This is a genomic window from Pseudomonas sp. S8 (assembly GCF_050473925.1).
In the GTDB taxonomy this organism is placed as follows: domain Bacteria; phylum Pseudomonadota; class Gammaproteobacteria; order Pseudomonadales; family Pseudomonadaceae; genus Aquipseudomonas; species Aquipseudomonas parakoreensis.
Genome location: NZ_JBFDVZ010000016.1, coordinates 3,859,127 through 3,876,692 on the forward strand (window position 1 = coordinate 3,859,127; position 17,566 = coordinate 3,876,692).

The following is a 17,566-nucleotide window of genomic DNA, read 5'->3' on the forward strand; positions in this document are numbered from 1 at the left end:
GTTTGGAGTGAAGGGAATGACTCAGTTTCACCGCATCGCCGCCCTGCTGGCCCTGGCCTTGGCCTTGGTGCTCGGCGGTTGCACCAGCAAACCGGTTTACAACGCCAAGGAAGAATTTTCGCCCAACCTCGGTTTCACCCAGGCGCAGATGAGCCGCGCCATCGTCACCGCGCTCAACGACCGCCAGTGGGTGGTGCAGTCGGTGCGTCCGGGCATGATCAAAGCGGCGATCACGGTACGCGGCCGCCACCACGCCGAGGTCGACATCCCGTTCAGCCCGACCTCGTTTGAAATCGACTACCGCAGCAGCTACGGCCTCGACGCCAAGGACGGCAAGATCCACGGCAACTACAACCGCTGGGTCAACCGCCTGCGCGACAACGTGCTCAAGGAGTTGTCGATCAACCCGGACATCGAGTTCGTCAACGACCTGGGCATCGTCAAGCAAGGCGCCGACGAGCCGACCTATCTGAGCTTTCGCGAGGGCGTCAAACGCGCCACCGACGCCGGTCTGCTGGACGGCAGCGTGAAGTTCTACCTGGCCGGCGAAACCCTGCCAAAACAGGTGCGCAAACTCGACACCGTCAGCAGCAGCCGCAAAACCAACGGCTCGAACAAATCCGACACCGACGCCTGCTTCTGGGCCCTGCAATCAGCCCTCGCCACCCTGCAGAACGCCGCGAAAAAAGCCGACGCCAACGCGGTGATCAACATCGCCAGCGTCGACCAGCGCGACCTGTACAAGGACACCGAGAAATTCCAGTGCCGCGCCGGTCTGGTGGTGTCGAGCGTGGCGTTGCGTGGGGATTTGGCCCACGTTGATTGATTGACAGTAGAAACGACAAAGGGCGCCTTGCGGCGCCCTTTGCTATTCAGTTCAGCTCAAGTGCTGGCATGTAACTTCAAGCCCAACGCCTTCACCACTTTCAGAATCGTTCCAAACTCAGGATTTCCTTCACCTGACAGTGCACGGTAGAGACTTTCTCGAGACAGCCCGGCGTCACGTGCGACTTGGGTCATGCCTCGCGCTCTCGCAATGGTGCCCAGTGCCTTGGCGATAAAGGCAGGATCATCTCCAGCCTCCTCCATGCAGGCATCCAGATAATTGGCCATGTCCTCTTCTGTCTTGAGGTACTCGGCTGAGTCCCAACGAGTGAATTGTTCGGTCATGGGTTTTGCTCCTGCCAAGACTCCGCGATGAGCCTGGCTTGCTTGATATCTCGGGGTTGGCTGCTCTTGTCTCCACCACAAAGGAGGATGACCACTTGCCGACCTTGTTGCATGAAATAGACTCGATATCCGGGGCCATAGTCAATTCTGACTTCGCTGAGCCCCTCACCGACGGCTTTGACATCACCAAAATTCCCATCGGCCATACGATCAATGCGCACCTGAATACGCATCCTGGCGCGGCTGTCAGCCAGCTTCAAAAGCCAACTGGAGAATGTTGAACTTCGAATGATCTCGGGCATGACCGAGAGTGTAGCCCTTGAGCTACACACGTACCAGACGGTTTTTTCTGCACCGACGTACGGTGTCTACACTCCATAAATCGTTGAATGCTGACTCGCAAAGTCAAGGAGATGACCATGCAAGTGAAAGCCCTGATCGCCGCCGCACTCCTCGGGTTATTGCCCAGCGCCAGCCACGCCACCAACCTGATGTACATGCCGTTCGAGACCGTGCTCTCGGACGCGATTCGCGCCGGGCGGCTGGATGGCAGTGTGAAGTTCTATCTGATCGGCAACGGGCCGCAGGGCACGCAGCAGTTGTTGCGGCGGGATGTGGTCAGTGATTTGCGCACCAACGGCTTCAACAAGAGCGATCACGATTCCTGCGAGTGGGTGCTGCAGTCGAACCTGATCAAGTTGCAGGCCGACGCCAAGCGGGTCGGGGCGAATGCGGTGGTCAATATCGTCAGTTATTACGACCAGCATGTGCGCAAGGATTTGAATACTTATGAGTGCCGGGCCGGAGTGTTTGTGACGCGGGTGGCGTTGAAGGGGGATCTGGTACGGTTGCCCTGACGGCAAGATCAAAAGATCGCAGCCTGCGGCAGCTCCTACATTGGAATGCTTACCTGTAGGAGCTGCCGCAGGCTGCGATCTTTTGACTGCAGGTCAAACACCCTCAACCTTACGCGTCAGCAGTTCGACAAACGCCTTGGCCATCGGCGATTTCTGATCCTTGCGCTGCACCAGCCACACCGCCGACACCGCCTCCGGATCGAGCAGAGGTCGATAGACCACGCCGTCGATGCGCATCCGCTGGTAGGACGCCGGCAATACCGAAACCCCCAGCCCCGCTGCGACCAATCCGATGATGGTCATCGCCTCACCGGCCTCCTGGGCGAAATGCGGGCTGAACCCGGCATCGCGGGCCAGACTGAGCAGTTGCGCATACAGCCCGCTGCCGTAGCTGCGTGGAAAGAACACGAACGGCTCCAGCGCCAGCGCCGAGAGGAACAGCCCTTCCTCGCTGCCTTGCGCCAACGGATGTTTGGAGCCGAGCACCGCCACCAGCGGCTCACGCATCAGCTCAACCACGCTCAGCGAATCCGGCAAACCCAGCGGACGCATGATGCCGACTTCGATCGACTCATCCACCAGCGCGTCCGCGACCATGGTGCTGCTCATCTCCCGCAGGTTCAGGTGCACTGCCGGGAAACGCTGACGAAAGGAAAAAATCGCTTGGGGAATGGTTGAGTTGAACGGCGCTGACGAGGTGAAGCCAATTTTCAATTCGCCCAGTTCACCGAGTTGCGCACGCCGGGCGACGTCTGCCGCTTTGTCGACCTGCGCCAGCACCAGCCGCGCCTCCTCCAGAAACAATCGGCCGGCCTCGCTCAGCTCGACCCGACGATTGGTGCGCTCGAACAACCGCGCGCCGACCTCTTGCTCCAACGCCTGAATCTGCTGACTCAGCGGTGGCTGAGAGATCCCCAGCACCTGTGCGGCGCGGCCGAAATGCAATTCTTCGGCGACGGCGATGAAGTAGCGCAGATGACGCAATTCCATGGACACCCCATTAGGTCGTTAAAGCTATCAAACAGGTCGAACAATATATTGGATAGAAACATTAGCCAGCTATATGATTTTTTCATTGCCTGCCTGGCCGTGCCCTCCGAGGTCTGATGTGAAAACCGCCGCCGCCCCTCTTGCCCATGAAGTTCCGCCTGCCGCGGCGGACGATGTGATCGCCGAGCTGCAGGAGATCTACATCGAAAAAGGCACACCGATGTTCATGCGCACAGTGCTGGCGCTGTTCAGCGGCGGCTTCGCGACCTTCGCTTTGCTGTATTGCGTGCAGCCGATGATGCCGCTGCTGTCCCACGAGTATGGAATCAACGCGGCGCAGAGCAGCCTGATTCTGTCGGTGGCGACCGGCATGCTGGCCTTCGGTCTGCTGATCACCGGGCCGATTTCCGATCGCGTCGGGCGCAAACCGGTGATGGTCGCGGCACTGTTCGCCGCCGCGCTGTGCACCATTGCCAGTTCGATGATGCCGAGCTGGCAGGGTGTGCTGATCATGCGCGCACTGATCGGGCTGTCGCTGAGCGGCCTGGCGGCGGTGGCGATGACCTATCTGAGCGAAGAGATCCACCCGCAGCACATCGGCCTGGCGATGGGCCTGTACATCGGCGGCAACGCGATTGGCGGGATGAGCGGACGCTTGATCACCGGGGTGTTGATCGACTTCGTCAGCTGGCACACGGCGATGCTGGTGATCGGTGGCCTGGCGCTGGTCGCGGCGGCGGTGTTCTGGAAGATCCTCCCCGAATCGCGCAACTTCCGCTCACGCTCGCTGCATCCGCGCAGCCTGCTCGACGGCTTCACCATGCACTTTCGCGACGCCGGCCTGCCGCTGCTGTTTCTTGAAGCCTTTGTGCTGATGGGCGCGTTCGTCACTCTGTTCAACTACATCGGCTATCGCCTGCTGGCCGCGCCGTACAACCTCGATCAGGTGTTCGTCGGCTTGCTGTCGGTGGTGTACCTGTCGGGCATCTACAGTTCGGCCAAAATCGGCTCCCTGGCGGACAAACTGGGACGGCGCAAAGTGCTGTGGGCGACCATCGCGCTGATGTTCGCCGGCCTTGCGCTCACGATGTTCACACCGCTGTTGCTGGTGATCGTCGGCATGCTGATCTTCACGTTCGGCTTCTTCGGCGCGCACTCGGTGGCGAGCAGCTGGATCGGCCGGCGCGCGACCAAGGCCAAGGGTCAGGCGTCGTCGTTGTACCTGTTCAGTTATTACGCCGGCTCCAGCATTGCCGGTACGGCGGGTGGGGTGTTCTGGCATCTGGGCGGCTGGAATGGCATCGGCCTGTTTATTGGTGCGCTGTTGCTGGTGGCGCTGCTGGTGGCGTTGAAACTGGCGAAGTTGCCGCCACTTGGTGGTGTGAAAGCTTAAAAGCAAAAGATCGCAGCCTGCGGCAGCTCCTACAGGGAAACGCGAATCCCAATGTAGGAGCTGCCGCAGGCTGCGATCTTTTGATCTTGTACAAAAACGCCCGGCATTGGCCGGGCGTTTTTTATTGGGCGTCGATCACTCGTGATACTGCGCTGACAACTCGTGCACCGCACGCAGGAACGCGCCCGCATGCTCCGGATCGACCTCAGGGGTGATGCCGTGGCCGAGGTTGAACACATGGCCGCTGCCCTTGCCGTAGCTGGCCAGAATGCGCCCGACTTCGGTGCGGATCGCTTCCGGTTTGGCGTAGAGCACGGTCGGGTCCATGTTGCCTTGCAGCGCGACCTTGTCGCCAACACGGGCGCGGGCGTTGCCGATGTCGCAGGTCCAGTCCAGACCCAGTGCGTCGGCGCCGGCCTCGGCGATGCTTTCCAGCCAGAGGCCGCCGTTCTTGGTGAAGAGGATCACCGGCACCTTGCGCCCGTCGTGTTCGCGAATCAGGCCGCTGACGATTTTCTTCATGTAGGCCAGGGAGAATTCCTGATAAGCCGCCGCCGACAGGTTGCCGCCCCAGGTATCGAAGATCTGCACCGCTTGCGCGCCGGCCTGGATCTGGCCGTTGAGGTACGAGGTCACCGACTGCGCCAGCTTGTCCAGCAGCAGGTGCATGGCTTGCGGGTTGTCGTAGAGCATCGCCTTGGTCTTGCGGAAGTCTTTCGACGAACCGCCTTCGACCATGTAGGTCGCCAAGGTCCACGGGCTGCCTGAGAAGCCGATCAGCGGCACACGGCCGTTCAGCTCGCGGCGGATGGTGCTGACCGCGTCCATCACGTAGCCGAGATCCTTGTGTGGATCAGGAATCGGCAGCGCTTCGATGTCCGCCAGGGTGCTGACGACTTTCTTGAAGCGCGGACCTTCACCGGTCTCGAAGTACAGGCCCTGGCCCATGGCATCGGGAATGGTGAGGATGTCGGAAAACAGGATCGCCGCGTCCAGTTGCGGGTAGCGGTCGAGCGGTTGCAACGTGACTTCGCAAGCGAATTCCGGATTCATGCACAGGCTCATGAAATCACCGGCCTGGGCACGGCTGGCGCGGTATTCAGGCAGGTAGCGGCCGGCCTGGCGCATCATCCACACCGGGGTGACGTCAACGGGTTGCTTGAGCAGGGCGCGGAGGAAACGGTCGTTCTTCAGGGCAGTCATGTCGGCATCCGGAAAAAAAGTGCGGGCATTTTCTCAGAGCGCGACGCAAAAGGCACGGATGCAGGTCAGCCTTTTGTCTATCGGGTCAATTTATTGCGTTGGAATGCAAATTTTTGCAGCAACACAAAGCACTGTGGGAGCTGGCTTGCCAGCGATGCAGGCAACTCGGTTTCTCAGGTAAACCTAGTTGATGCTATCGCTGGCAAGCCAGCTCCCACAGGTATTGCATTCCAATATTGGAAGTTGATCAGACGCCCAGGTAATCGAGGATCCCTTCAGCCGCATTGCGGCCTTCGAAGATCGCCGTCACCACCAGGTCGGAACCGCGCACCATGTCGCCACCGGCGAAGATTTTCGGGTTGCTGGTCTGGTGCTTGTACTGACCTTGCTCAGGCGCGACGACGCGGCCCTGGCTGTCGGTCTGGATTTCGAACTGTTCGAACCACGGTGCCGGGCTCGGACGGAAACCGAACGCGATGACCACGGCGTCGGCCGGGATGATCTCTTCGGAGCCCGGGATCGGCTCGGGGCTGCGACGGCCACGGGCGTCCGGCTCACCGAGACGGGTCTCGACCACTTTCACGCCTTCGACCTTGTCTTCGCCGACGATCGCGATCGGCTGACGGTTGTAGAGGAATTTCACGCCTTCTTCCTTGGCATTCTTCACCTCTTTGCGCGAGCCGGGCATGTTCGCTTCGTCACGACGATAAGCACAGGTCACCGACTTGGCGCCCTGGCGGATCGAGGTGCGGTTGCAGTCCATCGCCGTGTCGCCACCACCGAGTACCACGACCTTCTTGCCTTTCATGTCGACGAAATCTTCCGGCGACTTTTCAAAGCCCAGGTTGCGGTTGACGTTGGCAATCAGGAAATCCAGCGCGTCGTAGACGCCCGGCAGATCCTCACCGGCAAAACCGCCCTTCATGTAGGTGTAGGTGCCCATGCCCATGAACACCGCATCGTATTCGGCGAGCAGTTGCTCCATGGTCACGTCCTTGCCGACCTCGGTGTTGAGGCGGAATTCGATGCCCATCCCGGTGAAGACTTCGCGACGATTGCTCAGCACGGTCTTCTCAAGCTTGAACTCGGGAATGCCGAAGGTCAGCAGACCGCCGATTTCCGGGTTCTTGTCGAACACCACCGGGGTCACGCCGCCACGTACCAGCACGTCGGCACAGCCCAGACCCGCCGGGCCTGCACCGATGATCGCGACACGTTTGCCGGTCGGTTTGACCTTGGACATGTCCGGGCGCCAGCCCATGGCGAATGCGGTGTCGGTGATGTACTTCTCGACCGAACCGATGGTCACCGCGCCGAAACCGTCGTTGAGGGTGCAGGCACCCTCGCACAGACGATCCTGCGGGCAGACCCGGCCGCAGACTTCCGGCAGGGTGTTGGTCTGGTGCGACAGCTCGGCGGCCTGGAGGATGTTGCCTTCGGCCACCAGCTTCAGCCAGTTGGGAATGAAGTTGTGCACCGGGCACTTCCATTCGCAATACGGGTTGCCGCAACCCAGGCAGCGGTGGGCCTGGTCGGCCGACTGCTGGGGTTTGAACGGTTCGTAGATCTCGACGAACTCTTTCTTGCGCTGACGCAACAGTTTCTTCTTCGGATCCTTGCGCCCGACATCGATGAACTGGAAGTCGTTATTCAGACGTTCAGCCATTGTTAAAACCTCATCAAACTCTTCAGGCGCATATCACTGCGGGTTGGCACGAGTGCTGGAAAGCAACGACTTCAGGTTGGCAGCCTTAGGCTTGACCAGCCAGAAACGACGCAGGTAGTCATCAAGGTTTTCGGCGAGTTCACGACCCCACTCGCTCTCGGTTTCCTTGACGTACTCGTTCAGCACGTTCTGCAAGTGGCTGCGGTAGGCTTCCATCGCCTCGCCGCTGATCCGCTGGATTTCCACCAGTTCGTGGTTGACCCGGTCAACGAAGGTGTTGTCCTGGTCGAGCACGTAGGCGAAACCACCGGTCATGCCAGAGCCGAAGTTGTAACCGGTCTTGCCCAGGACGCAGACGAAACCACCGGTCATGTACTCGCAGCAGTGATCGCCAGTGCCTTCCACAACGGTGTGGGCACCGGAGTTACGCACAGCGAAACGCTCGCCCGCAGTACCAGCGGCGAACAGCTTGCCGCCGGTGGCGCCGTACAGGCAGGTGTTGCCGATGATGGCGCTGTTCTGAGTCTGATAGACGCTGCCCTTCGGCGGCACGATGACCAGTTTGCCGCCGGTCATGCCTTTGCCGACGTAGTCGTTGGCGTCGCCTTCCAGGTACATGTTCAGACCGCCGGCGTTCCACACGCCGAAGCTCTGACCGGCCGTCCCTTTGAAGCGGAAGGTGATCGGTGCATTGGCCATGCCCTGATTGCCGTGCTTGCGCGCGATTTCGCCGGAGATCCGCGCACCGATCGAACGGTCGCAGTTGCAGATATCCAGATCGAACTCGGCGCCGCTGAGGTCATTGATCGCCGACGTCGCCATGTCGACCATTTTCTCGGCCAGCAGGCCCTGGTCGAACGGCGGGTTGCGCTCAACGCCGCAGAATTGCGGTTTGTCCGCCGGGATGTGATCGCTGCCCAGCAGGGGAGTCAGGTCCAGGTGATGCTGCTTGGCGGTCTGGCCTTCGAGGACTTCCAGCAGATCGGTGCGGCCGATCAGCTCCTCGAGGGAACGCACACCCAGTTTGGCCAGCCACTCACGGGTCTCTTCGGCGACGTAGGTGAAGAAATTCACCACCATGTCGACGGTACCGATGTAGTGATCCTTGCGCAGCTTCTCGTTCTGCGTCGCCACACCAGTGGCGCAGTTGTTCAGGTGGCAGATGCGCAGGTATTTGCAGCCCAGGGCGATCATCGGCGCAGTACCGAAGCCGAAGCTTTCGGCGCCGAGGATCGCGGCCTTGATCACGTCGAGGCCGGTTTTCAGGCCACCGTCGGTCTGCACCCGGACTTTGCCGCGCAAGTCGTTGCCGCGCAGGGTCTGGTGGGTTTCGGCCAGGCCGAGTTCCCACGGAGCGCCCGCGTATTTGATCGAGGTCAGCGGCGAAGCACCAGTGCCACCGTCGTAGCCGGAGATGGTGATCAAGTCCGCGTAGGCCTTGGCCACACCGGCGGCGATGGTGCCGACGCCTGCTTCCGCGACCAGTTTCACCGACACCAGTGCCTTCGGGTTGACCTGTTTCAGGTCGAAGATCAGCTGCGACAAGTCTTCGATCGAGTAGATGTCGTGGTGCGGCGGTGGCGAAATCAGGGTCACGCCCGGCACTGCGTAACGCAGTTTGGCAATCAGCCCGTTGACCTTACCGCCCGGCAGTTGCCCGCCCTCGCCCGGTTTGGCGCCCTGAGCGACCTTGATCTGCAGCACTTCGGCGTTGACCAGGTATTCCGGGGTCACCCCGAAACGGCCGGTCGCGACCTGCTTGATTTTCGAACTCTTGATGGTGCCGTAACGTGCTGGGTCCTCACCGCCTTCGCCGGAGTTGGAACGCGCACCGAGGCGGTTCATGGCTTCGGCCAGGGCTTCGTGAGCTTCCGGCGACAGGGCGCCCAGCGAGATACCGGCGGAGTCGAAGCGCTTGAGCACCGACTCCAGCGGCTCGACTTCACTGATGTCCAGCGGCTTGTCGAGGGTCTTGACCTTGAACAGGTCACGGATCATCGACACCGGACGGTTGTCCACCAGCGAGGTGTATTCCTTGAACTTGGCGTAGTCGCCCTGCTGCACGGCGGCTTGCAGGGTGTTGACCACGTCCGGGTTGTACGCATGATATTCGCCACCGTGGACGAACTTCAGCAGACCACCCTGCTGGATCGGCTTGCGCGGACTCCAGGCTTCGGTGGCCAGTGCTTTCTGCTCGGCTTCGATGTCGACGAAACGCGCACCCTTGATGCGGCTCGGCACGCCACGGAAGCTCAGCTCGCACACTTCTTCGGACAGACCGATGGCTTCGAACAGCTGTGCACCGCGATAGGACGCGATGGTCGAGATGCCCATCTTCGACAGGATCTTCAACAGACCTTTGGTGATGCCTTTGCGGTAATTCTTGAATACCTCGTAGAGGTCACCCAGCACTTCACCGGTACGGATCAGGTCGCCCAGCACTTCGTAGGCCAGGAACGGATAGACCGCCGAGGCGCCGAAACCGATCAGTACCGCGAAGTGGTGCGGATCGCGTGCGGTCGCGGTTTCCACGAGGATGTTGGAATCGCAGCGCAGGCCTTTTTCGGTCAGGCGGTGGTGCACCGCGCCGGTGGCCAGCGAAGCATGGATCGGCAGCTTGCCCGGGGCGATATGGCGGTCACTCAGGACGATCTGGGTACGCCCGCCACGCACGGCTTCTTCAGCCTGATCGGCAACGTTGCGGATCGCCGCTTCCAGACCGACGCTTTCGTCGTAGTTGAGGTCGATGATCTGCCGCTCGAAACCCGGGCGGTCGAGGTTCATCAGCGAGCGCCACTTGGCCGGCGAGATCACTGGCGAGCTGAGGATTACACGCGAGGCGTGCTCCGGCGATTCCTGGAAGATGTTGCGCTCGGCACCGAGGCAGATCTCCAGCGACATCACGATCGCTTCACGCAGCGGGTCGATCGGCGGGTTGGTGACCTGCGCGAACTGCTGGCGGAAATAGTCGTATGGCGTGCGCACGCGCTGCGACAACACGGCCATCGGCGTGTCGTCGCCCATCGAACCCACGGCTTCGTAGCCCTGTTCGCCAAGCGGACGCAGCACCTGATCACGCTCTTCGAACGTGACCTGATACATCTTCATGTATTGCTTGAGCTGATCGACGTCGTAGAACGCCGAACCGTGGTCGTTGTCTTCCATGGTCGCCTGGATGCGCAGGGCGTTCTTGCGCAGCCATTGCTTGTACGGATGACGGGACTTCAGACGGTTGTCGATTGCGTCGGTGTCAAGGATCTGCCCGGTTTCGGTGTCCACGGCGAGGATCTGGCCCGGGCCGACACGGCCCTTGGCAATCACGTCCTCTGGCTGGTAGTTCCAGACGCCGATTTCCGACGCAACGGTGATGAAGCCGTTGGTGGTGGTGACCCAGCGCGCCGGACGCAGACCGTTACGGTCGAGCAGGCACACCGCGTAACGACCATCGGTCATCACCACGCCGGCCGGGCCGTCCCACGGTTCCATGTGCATCGAGTTGTACTCGTAGAACGCACGCAGATCCGGGTCCATGGTTTCAACGTTCTGCCACGCTGGCGGAATGATCATCCGCACGCCACGGAACAGGTCGATGCCACCGGTAACCATCAGTTCGAGCATGTTGTCCATGCTCGAGGAGTCGGAACCGACACGGTTGACCAGCGGGCCGAGTTCTTCCAGATCCATCAGATCGTTGGTGAATTTGGTCCGACGGGCCTGCGCCCAGTTACGGTTACCGGTAATGGTGTTGATCTCGCCGTTGTGCGCGAGGAAGCGGAATGGCTGGGCCAGCGGCCATTTCGGCAGGGTGTTGGTGGAAAAGCGCTGGTGAAACACGCAGATTGCGGTTTGCAGGCGCTGATCGCCGAGGTCCGGATAGAACGCGGCCAGGTCGGCCGGCATCATCAGGCCTTTATAGATAATGGTCTTGTGCGAAAAGCTGCAGATGTAGTGGTCGGTGTCGGCGGCGTTGGCCACCGACGAGCGACGACGGGCGCTGAACAGCTTGACCGCCATGTCCTGATCGCTCAGGCCTTCACCGCCGATGTACACCTGCTCGATTTGCGGCAGACGCTCAAGGGCCAGACGGCCGAGGACGCTGGTGTCGATCGGCACTTTGCGCCAGCCGATCAGTTGCAGGCCTTCAGCGAGGATCTCGCGGTTCATGTTCTCGCGAGCGGCTTCGGCCTTGGCCGGATCCTGGTTGAAGAAGACCATGCCCACGGCATATTGCTTGGGCAGCTCGACGCTGAAGTTTTCCTGGGCAATCGCCCGCAGGAACGCGTCAGGCTTTTGAATCAGCAGACCGCAACCGTCACCGGTCTTGCCGTCGGCATTAATCCCACCGCGGTGGGTCATGCAGGTCAGGGCCTCGATGGCCGTTTGCAAAAGGGTATGACTGGGCTCGCCCTGCATATGGGCTATCAGGCCGAAACCGCAGTTATCCTTGAATTCATCTGGTTGGTACAGACCTGCTTTCATAGACACTTTCTCACCAGGCTGCCTCTTTACAAGGCAAATTTCTTTTCAATTCAACCACTTGCTTGCCGCGCCGAACGTACGCCGGCTTTGCGGGGGCAAAAGGGTGGTCATTGTACACAGCGACACAGACGCTCACAAATTTGACGACGAAATGTCGCAAATTCATGTCGCATTCGTGAAAGGTTTAAAGCGATCTGCTGTGCTAGTCAAAACTTTTTTAATTCTGACTGCAACGACTCAAAGACTACTGTGACGCAGACACCACAAGGCACGCGGTCTGTAGAGACGGCGCGCACTTGTAGAAATTTTGAGGTGCTTGGAGAGGCGGCCTGGGTAAGGCCGCCGAATCTTCAGCGAGTTGTTGCCAGTTCCTGTTGGACGCTGGCGACAGTGCGAGGCCAAGGTTTACCAGCCTGAACCTTCGCTGGCAAGGCCTTGATGGCAGAAACGGCTGCATCACGATTGGCGAAGTTGCCATAGGTGATCACGTAGAGAGGCTTGCCGTTGAGGACTTTCTTGAAATAACGGTACTCGCCGCCCTGCTCCTTGACGAAGTTTTGCGCGGTCGCTTCGGAGCTGGTGCCGAGGATCTGCACCACATAGTTGCTGGTCGGCTGACCGGCGTACCAGTTGCCACCGGCAGCCTTGGCCACGGTAACCGGCTTCTCGGCCGGTTTGGCGGCAGCAACGGGCTTGGCCGGCGCCGGGGCCGGTTTGGCCGCTGGCGCTGCCGGAGCAGGCTTGGCGGTGGCGACCTGAGTCGGTGCCGGGGTCGGCTTGGCCGCCGGAACAGGTACTGGCGTCGGCGCTGGACCGGCCGGAACACCTGCCGGTGGTGCGGAAGTCGTTACGGTTGGCGGCGTTGCGCTGGAACCTTCGACCGGCACGCCGTCGTCACCTTCGGTGATGCCGCCTGCGGCCTCAGCCAACGGGCCGCGCATCACCGGCTGCGAGTTGCCGACCAGCGGCAGCGGCATCGGCTGGGTATTGCCGGCGAACTCGACGTTCGGCGCGCCACCCTTGGCGCCTTGGCCCAACGGCAGTTGTGCCTGTTCGTTGGCAGGTGCGCCGGTGGTTGGTGCCTTGTTGCGACCCGGCATCAGCCAGGCGGCGGCGACCGCGACCACAACGACGGCGGAAATCGCCAATACGTGTTTCTTCGGCATGTTGAACCCCATACTTGGACGCTTGACCGCAGAGCGGCTGGCAATCATGACTTCGATCAGTGCATCGCGAGCGACCTGGTTGATGTTGCCAGGCCAACCCTCCGAGCTTTCGTGAATCTCAGAGATCTGATCCGCGGTAAAAAGTTCGACACCCCGGCCCGCACCTTCGAGCCGTTGGTCGAGATATTCGCGGGTCTCTTCTTCGGTGTACGGCTGCAATTCGATGACGTGGAAGCGCTCTTCCTCGAGGTGCAAGGCCTCGAGCTGCGCGATCAGCGACGACTCACCGAACAGGAACACGTGCGGACGCCCTTCCGGTGCACCGGCACCCAGCGCCATCAGCGCTTCGAGCGCGGATTCGTCGAGCTGCTCGGCGTCATCCACCAGCAGATAGACTTCCTGACCAGTGAGCGCCAGTTGTACCACCTGCGCCAGAATCGCGCCGACCTCGGCCTGCCCAACATCCAGCGCCTGAGCAACCTGACGCAGCACGCCGGCGGCATCGCCCGCTCCACGGGCCGATACCACAACGCTTTGCACCGATTGCTTGTTGGTGCTGGCTACCAGCGCCTGGCGCAGCAGGGTCTTGCCGCTGCCTTGAGGGCCAGTGACCACCAGCAGCAACTGGCTGTAACGCGCCAGGTGGTGCAGTTGCCCCAGCACCGGCTTGCGCTGGGCCGGGAAGAATTTGAAGCCCGGCACCCGCGGCGCGAAAGGGTCGTGACTTAACTGGAAATGGCCGAGGAACGCCTCGTCGGCATGCAAACTAGTCATCGGAATCTTATTAACCTTTAAGCTGAGCCAGAGCGCGGTAATCCGCTCCCAGCGTGGCCTGTAGAACCTCTTTCGGATAATCGGCGGTCACCACCGCTTCGCCCATCCGGCGCAGCAGCACCAGGCGCAGACGACCGTCGATCACTTTTTTATCAATTGCCATGTGTTCGAGAAAATCGGCTTCGGTCATTTCTTCCGGCGGGATCACCGGCAGACCGGCACGCTGGAACAGACGAATGCCGCGATCACGTTCCTGTTCGCTGATCCAGCCCAGGCGCGCGGACATGTCCAGCGCCATCACGGTGCCAGCGGCGACCGCCTCACCATGCAACCAGACACCATAGCCCATGTGGGTCTCGATGGCGTGGCCGAAGGTATGGCCGAGGTTGAGCGTGGCACGCACGCCGGTTTCCTTCTCATCGGCACCGACCACCGCAGCCTTGGCCGCGCAGGAACGCTCAATGGCGTAGGTCAGGGCCTTCTGATCCAGTGCGCGCAGGGCATCGATGTTTTCTTCAAGCCAGCTCAGGAACGGCTCGTCGCAGATCAGCCCGTATTTGATGACTTCGGCCAGACCGGCGGACAGTTCACGCTTCGGCAGGGTTTTCAGCGATGCAGTATCGATCAGCACCACGTTCGGCTGATAGAACGCGCCGACCATGTTCTTGCCCAGCGGATGGTTGATACCGGTCTTGCCGCCCACCGACGAATCGACCTGGGACAGCAGCGTGGTAGGAATCTGGATGAAATCGACGCCGCGCTGATAGCAAGCGGCGGCAAAACCGGCCATGTCACCGATGACCCCGCCGCCGAGGGCGATGATCGTGGTGCGACGGTCGTGACGGGCGGTCAGCAGGCCGTCGAAGATCAGTTGCAGGGTTTCCCAGTTCTTGAAGGCTTCGCCGTCCGGCAACACCACGGAAATCACCGAGAACGGCGCAAGACTGCGGGTCAGACGTTCGAGATAGAGCGGCGCAACGGTCTCGTTGGAGATGATTGCCACCTGCCGCCCGTGGATATGCGGCGCCAGCAACTCGGGCTGATCCAACAAACCTTCGCCAATATGAATCGGGTAGCTGCGCTCGCCTAGATCGACCTTGAGTGTCTGCATGTGTCCCCACAGTGAAGATGGAAGCAGGCGTCCTGCCTTGAATTATTGGATGTCCGCGACCTTTAGCTGATGTGACGCCGCTCGCACGCCATCCGCCACAACCTCGACGGCGGTGACCGGACGCCGAGGATAGCGCATTTCCGGCGGCGCTTTAACGGGGTGGAAGCTGTGCCAGACGGTCGAGAATGTCGAGCACCACCATGCGCGGTGGCCGTTCGTCGGTTTCCACCACCAGATCGGCGATCTCTCGATAGAGCGGATCGCGGATCTCCAGCAAGTCACGCAGGGTTTTCGCTGGATCGGCGGTGCGCAGCAAAGGACGATTGCGATCGCGCGACGTACGCCCGACCTGCTGCTCGACGGAGGCGTGCAGATACACCACCCGTCCGCCCGCGTGCAGGGCCTTGCGGTTGGCATCGCGCATCACCGCGCCGCCGCCGGTCGCCAGCACCACACCGTCGAACGCGCACAGCTCGGCGATCATCGCCTGCTCACGGTCACGAAAGCCGGGCTCGCCTTCCTTGTCGAAGATCCACGGGATATTGGCGCCCGTGCGCAGTTCAATTTCCTTGTCGGAATCTTTGAACGGCAGGCGCAGCTCTTTGGCCAGCAACCGGCCGATGGTGCTTTTTCCAGCGCCCATCGGTCCTACAAGAATCAAATTTCGCACAGAATCAACGACTCACAGCAATCGCCTGGTTATTCATGATACGCGGAGTGAGAAATACCAGCAGCTCGGATTTTTTCTCCGAAACCACATCACGCCGGAAAAGGCGGCCAAGATACGGCACATCGCCAAGAAATGGCACCTTATCTACGACCTTGCTTTGAGTATTTGAGAAAACGCCCCCAATCACGATGGTCTCGCCGTCGTTTACCAGCACTTTGGCGTTGACTTCGTTTTTCTTGATCGGCGGCACATCCTGCACCTTGTTCAGGTAGTCCGGCTCGTCCTTGGTGACCTTGACCTCCATGATGATGCGGTTGTCGGGGGTGATCTGCGGCGTCACTTCCAGCGACAGCGAAGCCTCTTTGAACGACACCGACGTCGCACCGCTGGAGCTGGCTTCCTGGTACGGAATCTCGGTGCCTTTGAGGATCTTCGCGGTCTCCTTGTCGGAGGTAACCACTTTCGGCTGGGAGACGATTTCACCATTGCCGGTCTTTTCCATGGCGGTCAGCTCAAGATCGAGCAGCACATTGTCGGTGATGAAGGCGATGCCGATCCCGGATGTGTTACCGACCGTGCCCATATCGACGAACGGCGAGTTGGTGCTGGTACTGCCCGGCGTGCCGATGGTGGTCGACGAGCCATTGCTGACCCCGGAGGTGTTCCAGTTGCCCTTGTTCTGGATCGAACCGCCCCAACGCACGCCCAGACTCTTGTCGTAATCGACGTTGGCCTCGACGATCCGCGCCTCGATCATCACCTGACGCACCGGAATATCCAGTTGCGCCACGATCCGCCGCAGTTCATCGAGGCGATCCTGGGTCTGGTAGGCAATGATGTTGTTGGTGCGCTCATCGACGGTAATCGAGCCTCGTTCGTCGATTTTCGCCTCGGCACTGGTCACCGACTGGAACAGCTTGGCGATGTCCGCGGCCTTGGCGTAGTTCACTTGCAGCAGCTCGCGGCGCAGCGGCGCCAGTTCGGCGATCTGTTTTTGCGACTCCAGCTCCTGGCGTTCGCGGGCGGCAATTTCGTCGGCCGGCGCCACCAGCAACACGTTGCCGATCTTGCGCTTGTCCAGACCTTTGGTCTTCAGCACCAGGTCCAGCGCCTGGTCCCATGGCACGTTTTGCAGACGCAAGGTGATCCCGCCCTGCACCGTATCGCTGGCCACCAGATTGAGGTTGGTGAAATCGGCGATCAGTTGCAGCACCGAGCGCACGTCAATGTCCTGGAAATTCAGCGAAAGCTTTTCGCCGCTGTAGCTGTTGCGGTCGGCATTGCGCTTTTGCAGATCATCGACGGTCATCGGGCGAATGCTGACGGTCAGCTTGTTATCGGTCTGGTAGGTGGAATAGTCGAACGTGCCGCTGGGTTCGACGGTGATGACCGCACGATCGCCAGTGGCGGCGGCATTGACGAACTGCACCGGGGTGGCGAAGTCCTTGACGTCGAGGCGTACCCGCAGCCTGTCGGGCAACTGGGTGCGGGCAAAGCTGAGAATGATCTTGCCGTCATGCTCCTGGATGTCCGGGGCGATGGTCGGGTCCGACAGGTCGATGACGACGTTGCCCTCCCCCGCAGTGCCGCGCTGGAAGTCGACACCACGAATGGTTTTGGCGACGGGGGTATAAGCCTTCGCCGGTGCTGGAGCCGCGACCGGTCGCGGCGCAACAGCGGCTGGCCGTGGCGCAGCAGGCTTGGCGCCCTGCCCGACCACCACGAACAGATTGTTGCCTTCGACCCGAAAGGTATACGGCGTCAGTTGCGTCAGGTTGATGATCAGACGCGTGCGGTCGCTGGCTTCGACCACTGTCGCACTGCGGGCGTTGCCGCTGCCCAGATCGCGGGTCTTGTTCGTCAGTTGGCTGGCGACACCCGGCAGGTCCAGGGCGATTCGCGCCGGCGATTCGGTGGTGTAGCCCTTGGGTTGCGGTGGCGGGCTATCAAACGCCAGCTTCAACTCGATACGGTCACCCGGTAACGCCGCGACATCCAGCGCCTTGAGACTGGCCGCCTGAACCATCGGTGAAAGCAGCGCTATCCATAGCGAAAAACCGAGGGTGGAGAAAATCCTGTTCATTGTT

The 17,566-nt window shown here is 60.8% G+C and carries 13 protein-coding genes; 3 read left to right on the forward strand and 10 right to left on the reverse strand.

Annotated features, from left to right (window positions below):
* Positions 1-16: 16 nt before the first annotated feature.
* Positions 17-826 carry a hypothetical protein gene (locus AB1J88_RS18530; RefSeq protein WP_041074895.1) on the forward strand — a complete coding sequence of 270 codons (810 nt, stop codon included), beginning with the start codon at positions 17-19 and terminating at the stop codon, positions 824-826.
* Positions 827-882: 56 nt separating this feature from the next.
* Here the strand turns inward: AB1J88_RS18530 and AB1J88_RS18535 are convergent, their stop codons facing one another.
* Positions 883-1,170 (reverse strand): addiction module antidote protein, encoded by a 288-nt coding sequence (locus AB1J88_RS18535; RefSeq protein ID WP_007943750.1) that lies wholly within the window; start codon positions 1,168-1,170, stop codon positions 883-885.
* Positions 1,167-1,472 (reverse strand): type II toxin-antitoxin system RelE/ParE family toxin, encoded by a 306-nt coding sequence (locus AB1J88_RS18540; protein ID WP_041074898.1) that lies wholly within the window; start codon positions 1,470-1,472, stop codon positions 1,167-1,169. Before AB1J88_RS18540 ends, AB1J88_RS18535 begins: the two co-directional genes overlap by 4 nt.
* 117 nt (positions 1,473-1,589) lie before the next feature.
* Between AB1J88_RS18540 and AB1J88_RS18545 the strand changes: the two genes are divergently transcribed.
* Complete coding sequence (locus AB1J88_RS18545) at positions 1,590-2,027, forward strand: excinuclease (RefSeq protein ID WP_182403483.1); 438 nt, start codon at positions 1,590-1,592, stop codon at positions 2,025-2,027.
* A 93-nt stretch (positions 2,028-2,120) separates the two neighbouring features.
* Here AB1J88_RS18545 and AB1J88_RS18550 read toward each other — a convergent pair whose 3' ends face one another.
* Positions 2,121-3,017 (reverse strand): LysR substrate-binding domain-containing protein, encoded by an 897-nt coding sequence (locus AB1J88_RS18550; protein WP_430291682.1) that lies wholly within the window; start codon positions 3,015-3,017, stop codon positions 2,121-2,123.
* Positions 3,018-3,135: 118 nt separating this feature from the next.
* Here AB1J88_RS18550 and AB1J88_RS18555 point away from each other — a divergent pair, with 118 nt between their 5' ends.
* A complete protein-coding gene (locus AB1J88_RS18555) occupies positions 3,136-4,410 on the forward strand; it encodes an MFS transporter (protein ID WP_430291683.1) in 1,275 nt (424 codons plus the stop codon).
* Positions 4,411-4,545: 135 nt separating this feature from the next.
* Here the strand turns inward: AB1J88_RS18555 and hemE are convergent, their stop codons facing one another.
* The 7 genes from hemE to pilQ all read right to left on the reverse strand — a co-directional run bounded on the left by hemE (position 4,546) and on the right by pilQ (position 17,562).
* Positions 4,546-5,613 carry a uroporphyrinogen decarboxylase gene (hemE, locus tag AB1J88_RS18560; protein ID WP_007968321.1) on the reverse strand — a complete coding sequence of 356 codons (1,068 nt, stop codon included), beginning with the start codon at positions 5,611-5,613 and terminating at the stop codon, positions 4,546-4,548.
* Positions 5,614-5,860: 247 nt separating this feature from the next.
* Complete coding sequence (locus AB1J88_RS18565; RefSeq protein WP_007909438.1) at positions 5,861-7,279, reverse strand: FAD-dependent oxidoreductase; 1,419 nt, start codon at positions 7,277-7,279, stop codon at positions 5,861-5,863.
* A 33-nt stretch (positions 7,280-7,312) separates the two neighbouring features.
* Positions 7,313-11,758, reverse strand: a complete 4,446-nt coding sequence (gene gltB, locus AB1J88_RS18570; RefSeq protein WP_430291684.1) for a glutamate synthase large subunit — start codon at positions 11,756-11,758, stop codon at positions 7,313-7,315.
* Between the two features lie 350 nt (positions 11,759-12,108).
* Entirely contained in the window at positions 12,109-13,698 is a 1,590-nt protein-coding gene (locus tag AB1J88_RS18575; RefSeq protein ID WP_262947733.1) for an AAA family ATPase, read from the reverse strand.
* Between the two features lie 10 nt (positions 13,699-13,708).
* Positions 13,709-14,809: a 3-dehydroquinate synthase gene (gene aroB / locus AB1J88_RS18580; protein ID WP_430291685.1), complete on the reverse strand. Its 1,101-nt coding sequence runs from the start codon at positions 14,807-14,809 to the stop codon at positions 13,709-13,711.
* Between the two features lie 151 nt (positions 14,810-14,960).
* Positions 14,961-15,479: a shikimate kinase AroK gene (gene aroK / locus AB1J88_RS18585; protein ID WP_027611316.1), complete on the reverse strand. Its 519-nt coding sequence runs from the start codon at positions 15,477-15,479 to the stop codon at positions 14,961-14,963.
* A 4-nt stretch (positions 15,480-15,483) separates the two neighbouring features.
* Positions 15,484-17,562, reverse strand: a complete 2,079-nt coding sequence (gene pilQ, locus AB1J88_RS18590) for a type IV pilus secretin PilQ (RefSeq protein WP_222017102.1) — start codon at positions 17,560-17,562, stop codon at positions 15,484-15,486.
* Between the last annotated feature and the right edge of the window lie 4 nt (positions 17,563-17,566).

Coding starts and splice junctions, on each gene's coding strand:
- AB1J88_RS18545 (WP_182403483.1), top strand. CDS start 1,590: ATGCAAGTGAAAGCCCTGATCGCCGCCGCACTCCTCGGGTTATTGCCC.
- AB1J88_RS18540 (WP_041074898.1), bottom strand. CDS start 1,472: ATGCCCGAGATCATTCGAAGTTCAACATTCTCCAGTTGGCTTTTGAAG.
- AB1J88_RS18530 (WP_041074895.1), top strand. CDS start 17: ATGACTCAGTTTCACCGCATCGCCGCCCTGCTGGCCCTGGCCTTGGCC.
- AB1J88_RS18535 (WP_007943750.1), bottom strand. CDS start 1,170: ATGACCGAACAATTCACTCGTTGGGACTCAGCCGAGTACCTCAAGACA.
- AB1J88_RS18565 (WP_007909438.1), bottom strand. CDS start 7,279: ATGGCTGAACGTCTGAATAACGACTTCCAGTTCATCGATGTCGGGCGC.
- hemE (WP_007968321.1), bottom strand. CDS start 5,613: ATGACTGCCCTGAAGAACGACCGTTTCCTCCGCGCCCTGCTCAAGCAA.
- aroB (WP_430291685.1), bottom strand. CDS start 14,809: ATGCAGACACTCAAGGTCGATCTAGGCGAGCGCAGCTACCCGATTCAT.
- pilQ (WP_222017102.1), bottom strand. CDS start 17,562: ATGAACAGGATTTTCTCCACCCTCGGTTTTTCGCTATGGATAGCGCTG.
- gltB (WP_430291684.1), bottom strand. CDS start 11,758: ATGAAAGCAGGTCTGTACCAACCAGATGAATTCAAGGATAACTGCGGT.
- AB1J88_RS18575 (WP_262947733.1), bottom strand. CDS start 13,698: ATGACTAGTTTGCATGCCGACGAGGCGTTCCTCGGCCATTTCCAGTTA.
- AB1J88_RS18550 (WP_430291682.1), bottom strand. CDS start 3,017: ATGGAATTGCGTCATCTGCGCTACTTCATCGCCGTCGCCGAAGAATTG.